This window comes from Blastococcus sp. CT_GayMR19, assembly GCF_004570385.1.
GTDB lineage: Bacteria > Actinomycetota > Actinomycetes > Mycobacteriales > Geodermatophilaceae > Blastococcus_B.
On the sequence record NZ_SPQL01000003.1, the window covers coordinates 169,354 to 183,618 of the forward strand.

The 14,265-nt window shown below is 71.6% G+C and carries 9 protein-coding genes; 5 read left to right on the forward strand and 4 right to left on the reverse strand.

Annotated elements, in window-relative coordinates:
• Positions 1-151: 151 nt before the first annotated feature.
• From E4P39_RS05825 to E4P39_RS05845, 5 genes are all read left to right on the forward strand, one after another.
• Positions 152-871 (forward strand): DUF4255 domain-containing protein, encoded by a 720-nt coding sequence (locus E4P39_RS05825; protein ID WP_135135452.1) that lies wholly within the window; start codon positions 152-154, stop codon positions 869-871.
• Positions 868-2,916 (forward strand): ATP-binding protein, encoded by a 2,049-nt coding sequence (locus E4P39_RS05830; protein ID WP_209306369.1) that lies wholly within the window; start codon positions 868-870, stop codon positions 2,914-2,916. Before E4P39_RS05825 ends, E4P39_RS05830 begins: the two co-directional genes overlap by 4 nt.
• A complete protein-coding gene (locus E4P39_RS05835; protein ID WP_135135454.1) occupies positions 2,913-6,338 on the forward strand; it encodes an Ig-like domain repeat protein in 3,426 nt (1,141 codons plus the stop codon). Before E4P39_RS05830 ends, E4P39_RS05835 begins: the two co-directional genes overlap by 4 nt.
• A gap of 113 nt (positions 6,339-6,451) precedes the next feature.
• Positions 6,452-7,120, forward strand: a complete 669-nt coding sequence (locus E4P39_RS05840; RefSeq protein WP_135135455.1) for a DUF4157 domain-containing protein — start codon at positions 6,452-6,454, stop codon at positions 7,118-7,120.
• Between the two features lie 254 nt (positions 7,121-7,374).
• Entirely contained in the window at positions 7,375-7,785 is a 411-nt protein-coding gene (locus E4P39_RS05845; RefSeq protein ID WP_135135456.1) for a hypothetical protein, read from the forward strand.
• Positions 7,786-7,848: 63 nt separating this feature from the next.
• Here the strand turns inward: E4P39_RS05845 and E4P39_RS05850 are convergent, their stop codons facing one another.
• The 4 genes from E4P39_RS05850 to E4P39_RS05865 all read right to left on the reverse strand — a co-directional run bounded on the left by E4P39_RS05850 (position 7,849) and on the right by E4P39_RS05865 (position 14,188).
• Positions 7,849-11,328 (reverse strand): hypothetical protein, encoded by a 3,480-nt coding sequence (locus tag E4P39_RS05850; RefSeq protein WP_135135457.1) that lies wholly within the window; start codon positions 11,326-11,328, stop codon positions 7,849-7,851.
• A 559-nt stretch (positions 11,329-11,887) separates the two neighbouring features.
• Positions 11,888-12,790 carry an FkbM family methyltransferase gene (locus E4P39_RS05855; protein WP_135135458.1) on the reverse strand — a complete coding sequence of 301 codons (903 nt, stop codon included), beginning with the start codon at positions 12,788-12,790 and terminating at the stop codon, positions 11,888-11,890.
• Positions 12,791-12,831: 41 nt separating this feature from the next.
• The gene (locus tag E4P39_RS05860) at positions 12,832-13,200 is read right to left on the reverse strand and encodes a 6-carboxytetrahydropterin synthase (RefSeq protein WP_135135459.1); all 369 of its coding nucleotides are present in this window, start codon (positions 13,198-13,200) and stop codon (positions 12,832-12,834) included.
• A gap of 4 nt (positions 13,201-13,204) precedes the next feature.
• Positions 13,205-14,188 carry a zinc-binding alcohol dehydrogenase gene (locus tag E4P39_RS05865; protein ID WP_245159660.1) on the reverse strand — a complete coding sequence of 328 codons (984 nt, stop codon included), beginning with the start codon at positions 14,186-14,188 and terminating at the stop codon, positions 13,205-13,207.
• Between the last annotated feature and the right edge of the window lie 77 nt (positions 14,189-14,265).

Genomic DNA, 14,265 nt, shown 5'->3' on the forward strand with positions numbered 1-14,265 from the left:
CACGATAGGGCGGGGTCGGCGGTGCGGGGTGCTCGCCGGCGAACCGCGCCCGGCGCAGGGCCGAACTGTGCCTGAACGGGCAACGAGCCGTGCCTGTGCGGCGGTCCCGGGGGCGTCGTGCACCGGACGGCCGCCGGAGCACAGTCGGACCGTGATCCCGGAGGTGGACTCGGCGCTGCGTGCGCTCATCCAGCGGGATGCGGTGGACCGCGGCTCGGTGGAGGTGGTCTTCGACGCGCCGACCAAGGACTGGGCCGGCCGCCGGACCGCCCCCGCCGTGGACGTCTACCTGTACGACGTCCGGGAGGACCTGCGCCGCCGCTCGCGCGGAATGATCAACGAGTACGACGACCTGGGCCGCGTGCGCGCCCGCCACCTGCCGCCCCGGCACTTCAAGCTGTCCTACCTCGTGACGGCGTGGACGCAACGGCCCGAGGACGAGCACCGCCTGCTGTCCGACCTCCTCGCCTGCTTCCTGCGGTACGACGCGATGCCGCCTGAGCTGCTCGGGGGGCCACTCGCGGAGCTGGGCCTGCCGGTGCCGGTCAACATCGCGCTGCCCCCGCCGGAGGACCGGTCGTTCGCCGACGTCTGGTCGGCTCTGGGGGGAGAGCTGAAGCCATCCCTCGACGTGGTCGTCTGCGTGCCCACCGACACCGGGCAGCGGCCGGAGACCGGTCCGCCCGTCACCGGGCCCCCGCGGGTGTCGATCGGCGGGATCGGCGGCTGGCCGCCGAGGGAGCCGGGACGAGCAGTCGGCGACCAGCCGGCGGAGGACGAGCCGGCGGAGCCGGCCGAGGAAGAGCGGGCCGAGGACGAGCCGGCTGCGCGGAAGCCCGCACGGCGGCGGCGCGGTGGGGGCGGATCGTGAGAGAAGATCCCGACCCGGACCGGGCCGACCTGTTCCGCCGCGTCGGCGTGCTCGAGGACCGGATCCGCGCGCTGGTGGCTCACCGGCGCAGCGACGATCCGGCGCCGGACGACCCGTTCCGCGGCCTCTACCTCTCCGAGGAGGCGGTCGACCGCCTCCTCCTCCCGCGCGTCCCCGATCCGGCTCCCGACACCGCTGTCGTCGATGACGTCGAGCGTGCGGCTGACGCCGCCGAGGCCCAGGGCGCCGTCCTCCGCCTGCGTCGTCTGGCGCGCGACGCCTCGCTGACCCGGCTCGACGAGCACCTGCTGCTCGTCGCGCTGCTTCCCGATCTGGACGCGCGATTCGAGCGCCTGATCGGCTACCTCAACGACGACGTCACGCGGCGCCGCGCCTCGGTCGGGCTGGCGCTGGAGATCCTCGGCGTCCCACCGACGTCCGTGGAGGCGCGCGAGCGCGTCGGCGACGGCGCACCGCTGGTCGAGTCGGGTCTGCTGTGGGTGGAGGACGGTGACCGTCCCCTCCTGACCCGGGCCCTGCGCGTGCCCGACCGGGTGACCGCGCACCTGCTGGGCGGCACGGCGCCCGACCCCGTCCTCGCCGACGTGCTCTGCCGCCGGGTCGCCTACGACGCTTACCCCGCCGCGGCGCTGGCCGACGCCATCGGTGCGGGTCACCGGCTGGTGCACGTCCGCGAGCGGGTGGCCGGGACGGGTGCGGCCATGGCGACGGCCGCACTGGTGCGTGCGGGTCGCCCCACTGTCGGTCTCGATCTCGGGCGGCTGGCCTCCCAGCCGGACGCGGGACTGCCCGTGCGGGTCGCCGGCCGGGAGGCGTTGCTGATCGGGGGCGGGATCGTCGCCGGACCGGTGGAGGCGCTGGCGTCCGCGGCGCCGGCGGCACTCCGCCGCCTCGCCGCGTTGCCGGTGCCGGTGCTGCTCGTCGGCGCCGCCACCTGGGACCCCGACTGGAGTGACGTCGTACCGCTGCTGTGCGAGGCACCCGTTCCCGGGCCCGACGAGCGCATCGCCCTGTGGCACCAGGCCCTCGGGCCGGTGGGGGTGGAGGGAGCGGCCACCGCCACCGAGCACTTCGTCCTCAGCCCCCACCAGATCGACCGGGCCGTGCGGGCCGCCCGGGCAGCGGCGGCGCTGACCGGCGGCACGGTCACCCCCGACCACCTGCGTCGCGGCGCGCGCTCGCAGAACGCCGCGGGGCTGGAGCGTCTCGCGCGCCGGATCGAGCCGGAGGTGGGCTGGGACGACCTGGTCCTGCCGCCCGTCGTCCTGCGGCAGCTGACGGAGCTCGCCGCGCGGGCACGGCACCGCGACCGGGTGCTCACGGAGTGGCGGATGCGTCCGGGCGGGGGGCGGGGGAGGGGGATCACCGCGCTCTTCGCCGGCGACTCGGGCACCGGCAAGACGATGTCGGCCGAGGTGGTGGCCGGGGCGCTCGGCCTGGACCTGTACACCGTCGACCTCGCGACGGTGGTCGACAAGTACGTGGGGGAGACCGAGAAGAACCTCGAACGGATCTTCAGCGAGGCCAGCGGGGTCAACGCCGTGCTGTTGTTCGACGAGGCGGATGCCATCTTCGGCAAGCGCAGCGAGGTGCGCGACGCGCACGACCGGTACGCCAACATCGAGAGCGCCTTCCTGCTGCAGCGCATGGAGACCTTCGACGGCCTCGCGGTGCTCGCGACGAACCTGCGGGCGAACCTGGACGAGGCGTTCACCCGGCGGCTGGACGCGATCATCGACTTCCCGACGCCCGACGTGGACCTCCGGCTGGCGCTGTGGCAGCGCTGCCTGGCGGCGCCGCTGCCCGTGGCCGGCGACCTCGACCTGGACTACTGCGCGCAGGCCTTCGAGCTCTCCGGCGGCAACATCCGCTCGGTGGCCATCACGGCGGCGTATCTGGCGGCCGAGGCCGGCGCTCCTGTCGACATGGGCATGGTCATCGCCGCTGTCCACGAGGAGTACCGCAAGCTCGGCAGGCTCGTGCTCGAGCGCGAGTTCGGCCCCTACCTGGCCCAGCTCCGATGAGAGCGCGGCTGCGCTGGGCGGCGTCGCTCGTCACCGTGCTCCTGCTCGCCTTCGGGTCGTTGCTCGCCCTCGCCCCGCCTGCGTCTGCGGCGGACACGATCGTGCTGTCCGGACCGACGTCGGTCGAAGTGCCCGGGGATGTCACGGTGACAGCCACCACCAGCCGCCCCTGGTCCGTCGTCTTCACGATCAGTCCTGACATCGACCAAGCCCCCTCGTGCGAGTCGATCGACCCGGACCCGAGCGACAGCAGCGGGGAGTCCAGCTGCTCGGTGACGTTCTCCCTCACGCGGCCAGGTGCGTACACGATCACCGGCGAGCTGGTGGATCAGGACGGTCTCGACTCGCACGACGTGACAGCGACGGCTCCGCCTCCGCCTCCACCTCCTCCGCCACCGCCTCCTCCTCCGCCAGCCGTCGTCATCACGTCCCCCGCCCCCGGGACCTCGTCGGTGGTGGGGACGGAAGTCACCGTCTCAGCGCGGGTGGACAACGCGACCGGGGACGGGATCTGGCGCATCGGAGTCCTGGGCCCCAACGGCGGTCTCCAGGTGCCCAAGATCATCCTGGAGGACACGTCCGGCGCGACGAGCGTCACGACGAGCTACCAGGGGACCAACGCCGGAACCGACACGATCCTCGCTGTGTGGACCCCGCCGCCCAGCTCGTCCAGGGTCCCGTCGGACGTCGGGGCCCGGGTGACCCACGAGTGGACCTCCGAGCCGCCGGACGTGTCCGTCGCACTGACGCCCGCCTCCGGCTCCTCGCTGGTGGGGACGACGCTCGGCGTGACCGTCACCGTGTCCGGAGGTGAGGGGCGCGGGGACCGCAGCCTGTCGCTGACCGTCGCCGGCGCGAACCCACGGACCTTGCAGACGTCGGGCGGGGGAGCGACCTTCACCGCGGAGTACATCGGAACGACACCGGGCACGGACACCATCACCGCGACGGTGACCGACGGCGTCGGGTCGACCTCCGATTCTGCCACGCACACGTGGACCGGCCCGAGGGTGGAGATATCGGACCCGACCGGTGGCTCCGACCTGGGTGAGACGGCCTCGGTCAGCGTGAGACTGCCGGACGGGTCCCTCGGCGGCACCGTGGCCGTCGCCGTCGTCAGCGGTCCGCACGCCGGGCCCCTGGACGTCACGGACCAGGGCAGCGCCGGCTACACCGGCACCGCACCCGGCACGGACAGCATCCAGGCATCGCTGACCACCACGTCCGGGACGTTCACCTCCCGGATCGTGACCAAGAGCTGGACCACGCCGGTCGTGACGCTGACCCAGGACGCGACGCAGTCGGCGCTCGGTGCCACGCACACCGTCAGGGCGGCGGTGTCGGGCGCGACCGACAGCGACATCAGCTTCGCGGTGAGCAGCACGAACGCCGGTGCGGCCGTGGAGGCCTCCGGAAGCCATCCGGCGTACACCGGCTCCTACGCCGGTGCCGCGGCCGGCGAGGACGTCATCACCGCGACCGCCACGGTGTTCGGTCGTACGTACACCTCCAGCGGACTGCGCCACACCTGGGTCCGGCCGACCGTGACGGTGAACCAGGACCTCGAGACCTCCAGGCCTGGACAGTCCGTGCTGCTCACTGCCGCGGTGACCCCCGCCGGCACGTCGGGCACCGTCACCTTCCGCGTCGAAGGGGTCGGCTCGCCGCTGACCCTGCTGGACGACGGCAGCGACGGCAGCTACACGGCGTCCTACTCCCGCGACGACGAGGGCACCGACACGATCACGGCGACGTTCTCGTCCGGGAACGCCGACTTCCGGTCCGACCCCATCTCGCACCGCTGGGACGACGAGTCGGTCCCCGCTGCCGTCCTTTCGCCGGCCGGCGCCACCAACTGCATCGGGACCTCCTTCACGCCGACGGTGACCCTGATCGACGGCGATGACCCGCTGGCGGGGGTCGCGGTGCAGGTCACGGTCACCATGGCCGGCGCGGCGGACCAGGTGCTGACGGCGACGACCGATGTCGACGGCCGCGCCACCGTCTCCTACGCCGCTGCCGCGCCGGGTACCGACTCCCTCGTCGCGAGGGCCGAGGTCGATTCCGAGACGGTGACCTCCGCATCGCTGACTCACGAATGGCAGGCCTGCGAACTCGTCGTCTCGGTGGCGCCTGCCGGCACGACCAGCCTGGTGGGCAGCTCCTTCACACCGACCGTCAGCGTGCGGGACGCGACCGGCGGCCCCGTGGCGGACGCGACCGTCGACATGACCATCACGATGGTTGAGCAGGCCGACCAGCCGGTTGTCAGCGTGAGCCTGACGACCAATGCCGACGGGCTGGCCTCGACGACCTACGACCGTCCGGTGGAGGGCACCGACCGGATCGACGCGGTGGTCACGTCCGGGGAGCGGACCGGGCGCGCGACCATCGACCACTTCTGGCGCGTCCAGGAGGACCTTCGGGTGGCGCTCGGTCCCGCCGGCACGGCGAGTCCGGCCGGCAGTGACTTCACCGCGACGGCACTCGTCACCGACGGGGAGGTCCCCGTGCCGGAGGCGCGGGTGGCGTTCCGCGCAACCCTGACCGGTCAGGACGGCGACCCGCAGGAGGACATCACCCTGGAGGCGGTGACCGACGAGGACGGGCAGGCGTCCTTCACCTTCACCAGGCCGGTCGCCGGGACCGACACGATTCTGGCGGAGGCGACCGCCGGCGACCGGAGCGGCCGGGCGTCCGTCGTCCATCAGTGGAACCTCGTCCCCGGACTGACCTTCACGCTCGAGCCCCCGGGGACGGCGAGTCTGCTGGACGAGGAGTTCACGGCGGTCGCCACGGTCCTGCTCGACGGCTCGCCTCTCGCTGGTGCGGACGTGGCCTTCGTCGCGACGCAACCGGGTCAGGGCGACCGGTCGGGGACGGCACGGACGGGCGAGGACGGGCGGGCCGGCTTCACCTACACGCGGGACAGCGTCGGGACGGATCTGGTGACGGCGTCCGTGCTGCTGGCCGACGGTCGCCGGGGTGAGGCCTCCATGACCCACCTGTGGCGCGGCGAGGACGAGGTGGCACCTCCGCCGGCCGAGCCGCCGAGCGTCGAGGCGCGGGGCGTGATCGTGCCCGCAGGACTCGCCTCGGTGGTCGGCACCGGCTGTCCACGGCTCACTCGAGTGCTGCTGTTCGTGAACGGGGAGCAGGTCGCGACCACCCAGGCGGGGCGGGACGGCACGTACCGGACGGACGTGCGTCTCCCGGCGGGACTGACCGTCGGTCAGTACCCCCTCGAAGCCCGGTGCGAGCCGGTGACGGCGACGAACGAGATCGCCGTCGTCGCGCCGGCGTCGACCAGCGGTACGGCGGGCGCGCAGGCGACCACCGCCGTCGCGACGTTCAGCTTCTTCGTCCTGCTCGGTGGCCAGCTGGTCAAGGGGGCGGGCGGCTACTCCGCCGGGGGCGGCTGAGCCGGCTGCCCGATGGGGCACGCCGCGGTGCGCGCAAGTCCGCGCCGCGGCGCACGCCGTCGATCGGCGCATTCGGGACCCTTGACGAGTCCCACGCGCGGGAGGAACGAGTGATGCCCGAATACCGCCACGACCAGGACCGCGACGAACAGGTTCACGCCACCCAGCGGCTCCGAGCGGACGGGAGACCGTCTCCGCAGGCGATGCTGGCGGCCGCCTCGGGGCGCACCGACGTCCTCTCCGGCTCCACCGTGCTCGCGCTCCAGCGCACCGCGGGGAACGCGGGCGTCGGCGCCATGCTGGAGGAGGAGCGCTCCCCGGTGCACGACGTCGTGGGCTCCGGCGGCGGGTCGCCCCTCCCGACCGACGTGCGCACCGACATGGAGACCCGGCTGGGGGCCGACTTCGGCGACGTGCGGGTGCACACCGACGACAAGGCGCACGACTCCGCCCGGGCGGTGCACGCGCAGGCCTACACGGTCGGCTCGGACGTCGTGTTCCAGCGAGGCGGTTACGACCCGTCCAGCACGGCCGGACGGACGACGCTGGCGCACGAGCTGACGCACGTCGTGCAGCAACGCAGCGGCCCCGTGGACGGGACGCCGGCGGCGGGCGGCATCCGCGTCAGCGACCCGTCGGACCGGTTCGAGCGCGAGGCCTCGGCGAACGCGGAGCGCGCCATGTCCGACACCGCGGAGGCGCCCGCGCCGGTCTCTGCCAGCCCGATCGGGGTGCAGCGCCAGGAGGAGGGGGAAGAGGAAGAGGAGTCCCCGCCCGCCTGATCCTGCGAGTCACTGTCCTCCGACGTAGGGAGATCCCTCCGGGCAGCTCTGAGCGCAGTCGATGGAGAGGCCAGGCCATGTCCCGACGGGCCACGGATCCTCCACGGTTTCCTGTCACCGACTCGGCCGTCCCGCGTGCGTTGCTAGCGGCTCGACGACCGTGGCACATCGCACTTCTCGCCGCGATCGCCGTCGGCCTGCTGACCGCGTGCGGCTCGTCTCCGAGCCCCCAGCCCCTTCCCGACCCGGTTGCAGTGGCCTCGGACAACGCGGCGCCAGAGGCCTCACCGGAGGCGACGCTCCCGGAAGCGACGCTCGCGGAGGCATCGACCGAGTTCGAGCCTCCGCCCGCGCCCGCTGTCCCGGAGGAAGCGCCGTCCACGGTGGTCAGCGGCCACACCTACGACTGGAACGGCGATCCCTTGGAAGGGGTGCTGCTGCAGTTCTACATCATTCCTCGGGGATACGGAGACGTGTACCAGATCTACAGCGGCCCCGACGGGGGCTATGGCTTCGAACTTCCGGAGGGCGTCTACAACGTTCTCGCTACCTATTACTTCTCCGACGATCCGGGGGACTACGCGGATCTCGTGACGGAGTCCGGAGAGATCAACGTGCCCATCACCGGGCCGCCGGGACTGATCATCGACTGGTATCTCCCCTGAGCGGTGGCGTCCGGGTCGTGACGTCGACTGGACCTGAGCGGCGGGTGCGTCAGCGTTCGCGACTCACCTCCGCATCATCGTGCCGTTGGGCAGGAACACCCTCGCCATCTCGGTGTCGCTGACGACCAGCACGACTTGCTTCGTGCTGGCCTGCTGAACGAAGAAGTCCTGGCAGGTACTACACATCGGCCGCGTGACCCCGACGGCTCGCGCCTCGACCCGCGTGAAGACCTGCCGCTCGGCGTGGGACGTGGCGTACTGCTCCTCGACACCCTGATCGAGTCCGCCCAATCCGGCAGGTTCGACGAACCCCCCGACGGCCGGCTTCTGCGCGCGGGCTTCTTTGGGGATCTGACTCGGATCGTCGGTGGGGCCGAAATGGAGGATGTCCTCGCTTTCGGGATTTTCCGCCGACATCGGTACGAGTGGCGCCGGAACGCCTCGCCTCTTGCCCTGCTCGAACAGTCCCGTCATCGTGCCGTGGCGCTGACCCGCTGCCACATCGGCGAGGTTCGCATCGTGCGCGGACAGTGGATGCACGTCGTCGCGCCTTGTTCGTCCCTGGGTGCCCCATCCGCTCAGGGACGTCACGCCGCCACCGCACGCCACCGTCTTGTCCAAAAGGGTGTTGCCTTTGGAGATCTGGCCACGCTCCACCAAGCTGTAGAAGAGGCGCTGCTGCTCGCCGGTGGCCCTCCGCAGTTCCGCCCGCGACACCATTACGAGAGTTGCGATGTCGGAATCCGTCCACCCTGCCAATTCGGCCTGCTGACCGGTCGCCGTGACGGGGGCGGCTGCACCATCGCCGTCCTGCCGCTGCAGAGTGACGGTCCACTTGGTTACGGAAGGTCCCGCGACGCGCGGGCTGTTGGCGCCCTCGAGATGGACGACGTCCTTCTCCGCCGAGTGCCGATCGATGACGACGCCGAGCGACTTGACGCGGTTCTCCCGCTTCAGCTGCGGCAGACGCTTGCGGACCTCCGCCAACGAGTTCTGCGGGTTCGTTAGTAGTTGCTGGCCCGCTTGCATGGCCGCCTGGAGTGCCGCGCTCCGCTCGGCGGGGCTCCGCTTGTCCTGCTTCTTCAAGCCGAGCTTCTCCTTGGCGCCCTCCACCTTGCCCTTCACGTAACCCTTGGCTGCTTCGTACTTCTTCTTCACGTAGGCCTTGCCGGCTTCGTACTTCTTCTTGACGTAGCCCTTGACCGCTTCGTACTTCTTCTTCCCGTAGGCCAGGGCCTTCGTCGCCAGCTTGATGAGCGGCCGGGCCATCTTGAGCCCCTTGTCGACCACCCAGTCGACAGCCTTGCCGACGTACCCCTGGGCCTTCTCGAAGATCGCCTTGACCTTCTCGGAGATCCCACCCAGCCCCAGCAGCCCGGCCAGGAAACTGATCACGAGGGGGACGGCCCTCGAGAGCGCGGCCTCGATCTTCGCGGGGACGCCACCCATACCGCCGCGGGCGATGTCCATGACGGCGTCGATGATCGTGCCGATGAACTCGCCCATCTCCTGGCCGCGCTCCATGATCCACTGCACGACGCTGATGAGCGCTTGGACGATCTTGATGAGAGCGCCGGCGGGGTTCAGCATGCCGAGCACCCAGGTGATGCCGGCCTTCACGACCTTCTCGATGACGAAGGACTTGATCTGGCCGAAGATCATCTCCTTGACGTCGCCGACCTTCTCCTTGATCCAGTCCCAGATCCCCGCGATGCCCTTCGTGGCGAGGACGACGAAGATCTCGATCTTGGACTCGACGACGTCGATGACCTTGGCGACCAAAGGCATCTTCGCCAGGATCCGCCCCTTGATGTTGCTCCAGGTGAGGCCGAGCAACTGGGCGAGCATCTTGACGATGCCCATCAGGTCGAACTTCTCCGGCAGCTGGATCCCGGCGTTGGCGAGCTGACCGAACAACCACCCCTGGAGCCCCTTCTTCAGGTGCTCGAGGATGTTGCTCGCGAAGTTCATGAAGCCCTGCTTCACGGCGCTCATGAAGTTCGAGATGAACGTCACGGGGGCTGCGACGATCGCCTTGAAGGCCGCGGCTGCCTTGGACAGCACGCCCAGGAACAGGTCCTTCAGTTTCAGGATCGCCCCGATGGACTCGCCGACGGCGTTCTTGGCCTTGTCGACGAGTCCCTCGTTCTTCGCCTGCTCGGCCTTGATCTCCTCGTCGACGGCGTTGCGGGCCTCCACGTACTTCTGGGCGAGGTCCTCGACGAGTGACTCCTGCTTCTCGTCGACGTCCGACTCGAGCTGGTCGAACTTCCCGGATACCTCGGTGGCCGTGGCCTCCGCGATCTTCTGCAGATCCTTGGGCTGGGAGGCGACATAGGCCTTGATCTCCCGCCGCCCGGCGGCGATCTTCTCTTTGGCCGCGTCCAGTTCACCGCCGATGAGGTCCGCGACGCCGGAGATGACGGCGGACATCTTCTCCTCGTACAGCGCCTTGGCGCGGACGAAGATGTCGTTGGCCTCCTTGGGGACGCTCATGAACAGGTCGCCGGTCCACCGCGCCCATCCCGCCGGCCCGGAGTAGCGCGCGTCCTTGTACTTCTCCATGTCCGCCTTGTGCTTGGCGGTGAAGGCGGCGCGCGCCTCGGCCTCACCCTTCTCGAACATGCCGCTGACCTTGGTGTCGAGACCCTTCAGGATGGCCTCGACCTCGCCCTTGACCCGGTCGTAGATCTTGTTGATGTCACCCGAGATCCGCTTGCGCTCGGTCTCCTCCCGCGCCTTGGCGGTGTTCTTCTGGGTGCCCACCTGGCCGCCGGCCCGGCCCTTCGCCGCGACCATCGCGCCCACCGCGGCCTTGGCGTCGGTGCCGGCGCCCGCCTGGGCCTGCTGGAGCGCCTGGCCCTCCTTCTGGCGGATCTGTCCCGGCGCTTCGGCCGCGTGCGCCTGGGCCTCCTGTTTCGCGGCCAGGGCCTGTTGCATCTGCGGCTCGTTCGACGCCGCCAGATCCTTGTCGGAGACGTCCGCCTCGGCCATGGACGACGAGACGCCACAGGGTCCGGCGCGGAGATCTGTCTGCCCGGCCGGCGCCTTGCCCGGCATCGCCTTGGCGCCGTCGACCGCCGGCACCTTCGCCGGGGGCTGCGGCGGCAGGGGAGTGACAGCCTTCTCCTTGGCGGCCGACGGGTCCGGCGGCTGCGCGGTCTTCTCGGCGATGTCCCCGGCGGAGGCCTGCTTGCCCGCCGTGACCTTCCCCATGACCTCGCCCTTGACCGCATCGGCCTTCCCCGAGGTCGCGAACTTGTCCGCCTCGTCCAGGTTCTGCGGGGCGGACTTGGCGATCGCCGTCTTCACCGCCGCCATGAACGCGGCCTTGTCGAAGCCTTTGGGCTTCGCGGCGGCCATGGTGTCGGCCTGAGCCGCCTTGGCCTGGCTCGCCTTGTCGTCGGCGGGCGGCTCGGCGGCCTTGCGCGCCTGGTCGGCCTCGGCGGCGCCGGTCGGGTGCTTCTTGGCGGAGGAGGCGGCCCCCTTGATCTGGCCCTCGACCGCGGCGAATCGGGGATCGGCCTTCGGGTCGGCCGCCACGGGAGCCACCGGCGGCGCAGGACAGGCTCCGCCGCCGTCCACGAGTCGTTGGAGGCCCTGCGTGCGGTTGCCCGGCCCTCCGCGGGGCAGCGTCGTCCGCGATGCCGGCGCACGGAGGCCCGATGCACCTCGGGAGACGAGTCTCGCCACCGCGGCGTTGCCGGCCTGGCTCTGCAGACGCATGACGGCGAGGGGACCCAGAGACCGGTCGGCAGGCGGCCGTTGGGCGCCGTCGGCATCCGTCCGCCGGGCGCTCGCCGCCGGAGCTGCGCGTCCGTTGCCTTCCGGCGCGCGCGCGACGTCCCTCATGGCTCCGCCCCATCGGTGGGAGCCCTGTGGGCAGCACGGCCCCGGTGCGGGCCGGCGCTCGCACCGCCGGCCGTCCGACGTCCGCCGACCATGGTCCGAGGATGGCCGATCCGGGTGCGCCAGGGCCTTGGCTGGCACGCATCGCTCAGGGCACCAAGCAGTGCCCCAAAGTGCAATTGCAGGTCCTAGTCGCCACCGCGTCGGAAATCGTGCACAGGCCGGTTCGGGCAGTCCGGGCGGAATCGGTGAGTCACGGCAGTGGCACGTCGGCGGCGCAGAGGAGGACGTCCTGGCACCCGTACTCGTCCATCAACCGGACGGTGGCCAGCTGCGCGGCCTCGAGCTCGACGAGCCCCTGCCGGCTCAGGCCGTAGCACCGGTAGCCGTCCGCCGTGCACAGGTCGGCCAGCAGGGCGCGCAGCTGCACCGTCCCGGGCAGGACCTCGACGAACAGGGTCGGTCGCCGCTCGCGGAGCTGGTCGCGGATCGCGGCGAGCAGGAGGTGCTCCTGACCCTCGACGTCCATCTTGATCAGGTCCACGCCCTCGGTCAGCCGACGGACGTCGATGGCCGGCACGTCGAGGACGGCGTCGACGTCCCGTGCCATGTCCGCAGGCAGCTCCGTGTCCGGCGACAGGAACGCGACGGTCGGCGTCGCCGCCTGGTCGGCCGGGACGAGCAGCGCCACCGTCGAGGCCGCGGCATCCGCGACCGCCGCGGCCTCGAGGACCTCGACCGTGGTCACGGAGTTGAGGGCGAGGTGGGTCCGGCAGATCCCGGCGGAGACGGGGTGCGGCTCCACCGCGACGTAGCGCACGCCCGGCGCGGCCCGGGCGCCCTGAACCGCGAAGTACCCGATGTTGGTCCCGAGCTCGAGCACCGACGTCGATCTCCGGCAGAAGGCGCGCCACCAGGGGAGCAGCTCGGGCTCCCAGCCCTGCTCGCCGAGCCAGTAGAGCTGCTCGAGGACCTGCGAGTCGATGGCGACGAACTCGAGGTCCGGGTTGTCGACCAGGCGGAAGCGCGACACGGCGCGGGGAATCCCGCCCCGGTACAGACCCCGCAGCACCTTCCGGCGGATCCGCGCCGGCACCGTCGCCCCGGAGCCGGGCGCAAGGGCCCGACGCAGCGCGTCGGCGAGCCCGATCGGCATCGGACCGACGACGGCCCGGGCGAGCCGTCGTCCGACCGCACTCACAGGGACGACGAGTAGCCGCCGAACGCGACGGAGGACTCCCACACCCGCACGGCCAGCGTCGTACCGGGCAGCCGGCCCAGCGAGGCTGCGAGCTGATCGTGCAGCCACCGGGCGAACACCTCGACGGTCACGGCCTCGGCCGGGACGACCGACTCCAGGTCCACGCCCTCGACCCGGGCCGCGGCGTCCCGCAGCGCCTGGTCCAGGAGGTCGAGGTCCACGACCATGCCGCGCTCGTCGAGGTCGTCCCGGCGGACGACGACGTCGAGCCGGTAGTCGTGCGAGTGCCGCTCGCCCTCGGGGGGCGGCATGCCGGGCATCACGTGGAAGGCCCGCACCTGCAGCGCTGTCCCGGTCTCGTACACGGGGCTATTGATAGCGCAGCGCGACGTGGAAGACACCGGGTTCGCGGCTGTCCAGCGCCCGGTAGGCCGCGGGCGCCTCCTCGAACGGGAATTCGGTCGTCACCAGAACGGACAGCGGCAGCTCACCGAGCAGGGCGACGGCGACCCGGCGGCGGCGGCCGACGTCCCAGCGGCCGGAGAGTGCCGCCGGAATCGTGGACACCTGGCTGCTGCGGATCGTCAGCCGACGCCTGTGGAAGGAGCCCCCGAGCGGCAGCTCGACGTGCTGGCGGCCGTACCAGGAGCCCACCAGCGCGGTGCCCTCGTGGGCGAGGAGGTCCAGCGCCCCGGCGAGCGCCGTGGGGGAGCCGGACAGCTCGAGGAGAAGCGGTACGCCAGAGGACGGCAGGCGCGACGGCAGCTCCCCGGGCTCGACCGTGGGGATGCCCATCGAGGCCGCGAGCTCGCGGCGGTATCCCGAGGTGTCGGCGGCGACCACGGTCGCGCCGGCCCTCTGCAGCAGCAGGGCGGTGATCACGCCGACCACGCCCAGACCGAGCACGGCAACGGTCTCCCGCGCCACCGGGCCGGCATCCAGGCTCAGCTGCAGGCCGGTCTCGACGTACGGGAACAGGGTGGCCACGCGTGGATCGGTGCCCTGGGGGAGCGGGAGAACGTCGTCCTCGCCGACGACGAATCGGTCCTGGTGCGGATGGAACGCGAAGACCAGCGTCCCCGCCGGCACCGGGCCGGTCGAGTGCTCGACCTCGCCCACGCAGCTGTAGCCGTACGGGAACGGATAGCGGAACGTGCCGCCGAGCGCCCCGATCTTCTCGTCGACCGGGAGGTCCGGGTCCAGCAGTCCCCGGTAGGCGAGCAGTTCGGTGCCGGTGCTGATGCCCGAGTACCGCGTGCGCACGACCAGTCGGCCCGGACCGGCGTCCGGCAGGTCGACGGCCCCGAGTTCCACCCGCCCCGGCGCGACGAACACCAGTCGGAGGCCCTCCACACGACTCACCCCCCAGGTCTCGTCGCCTGCTCGTCCCGCCCGGGCGACGGTAGCGTGCGGGATCCCCCGCTGACGCG

What these genes read in the sequence shown, in the direction of transcription:
- E4P39_RS05835 (WP_135135454.1), top strand. Translation starts at nt 2,913, where the DNA reads ATGAGAGCGCGGCTGCGCTGGGCGGCGTCGCTCGTCACCGTGCTCCTG.
- E4P39_RS05840 (WP_135135455.1), top strand. Translation starts at nt 6,452, where the DNA reads ATGCCCGAATACCGCCACGACCAGGACCGCGACGAACAGGTTCACGCC.
- E4P39_RS05855 (WP_135135458.1), bottom strand. Translation starts at nt 12,790, where the DNA reads ATGCCGATCGGGCTCGCCGACGCGCTGCGTCGGGCCCTTGCGCCCGGC.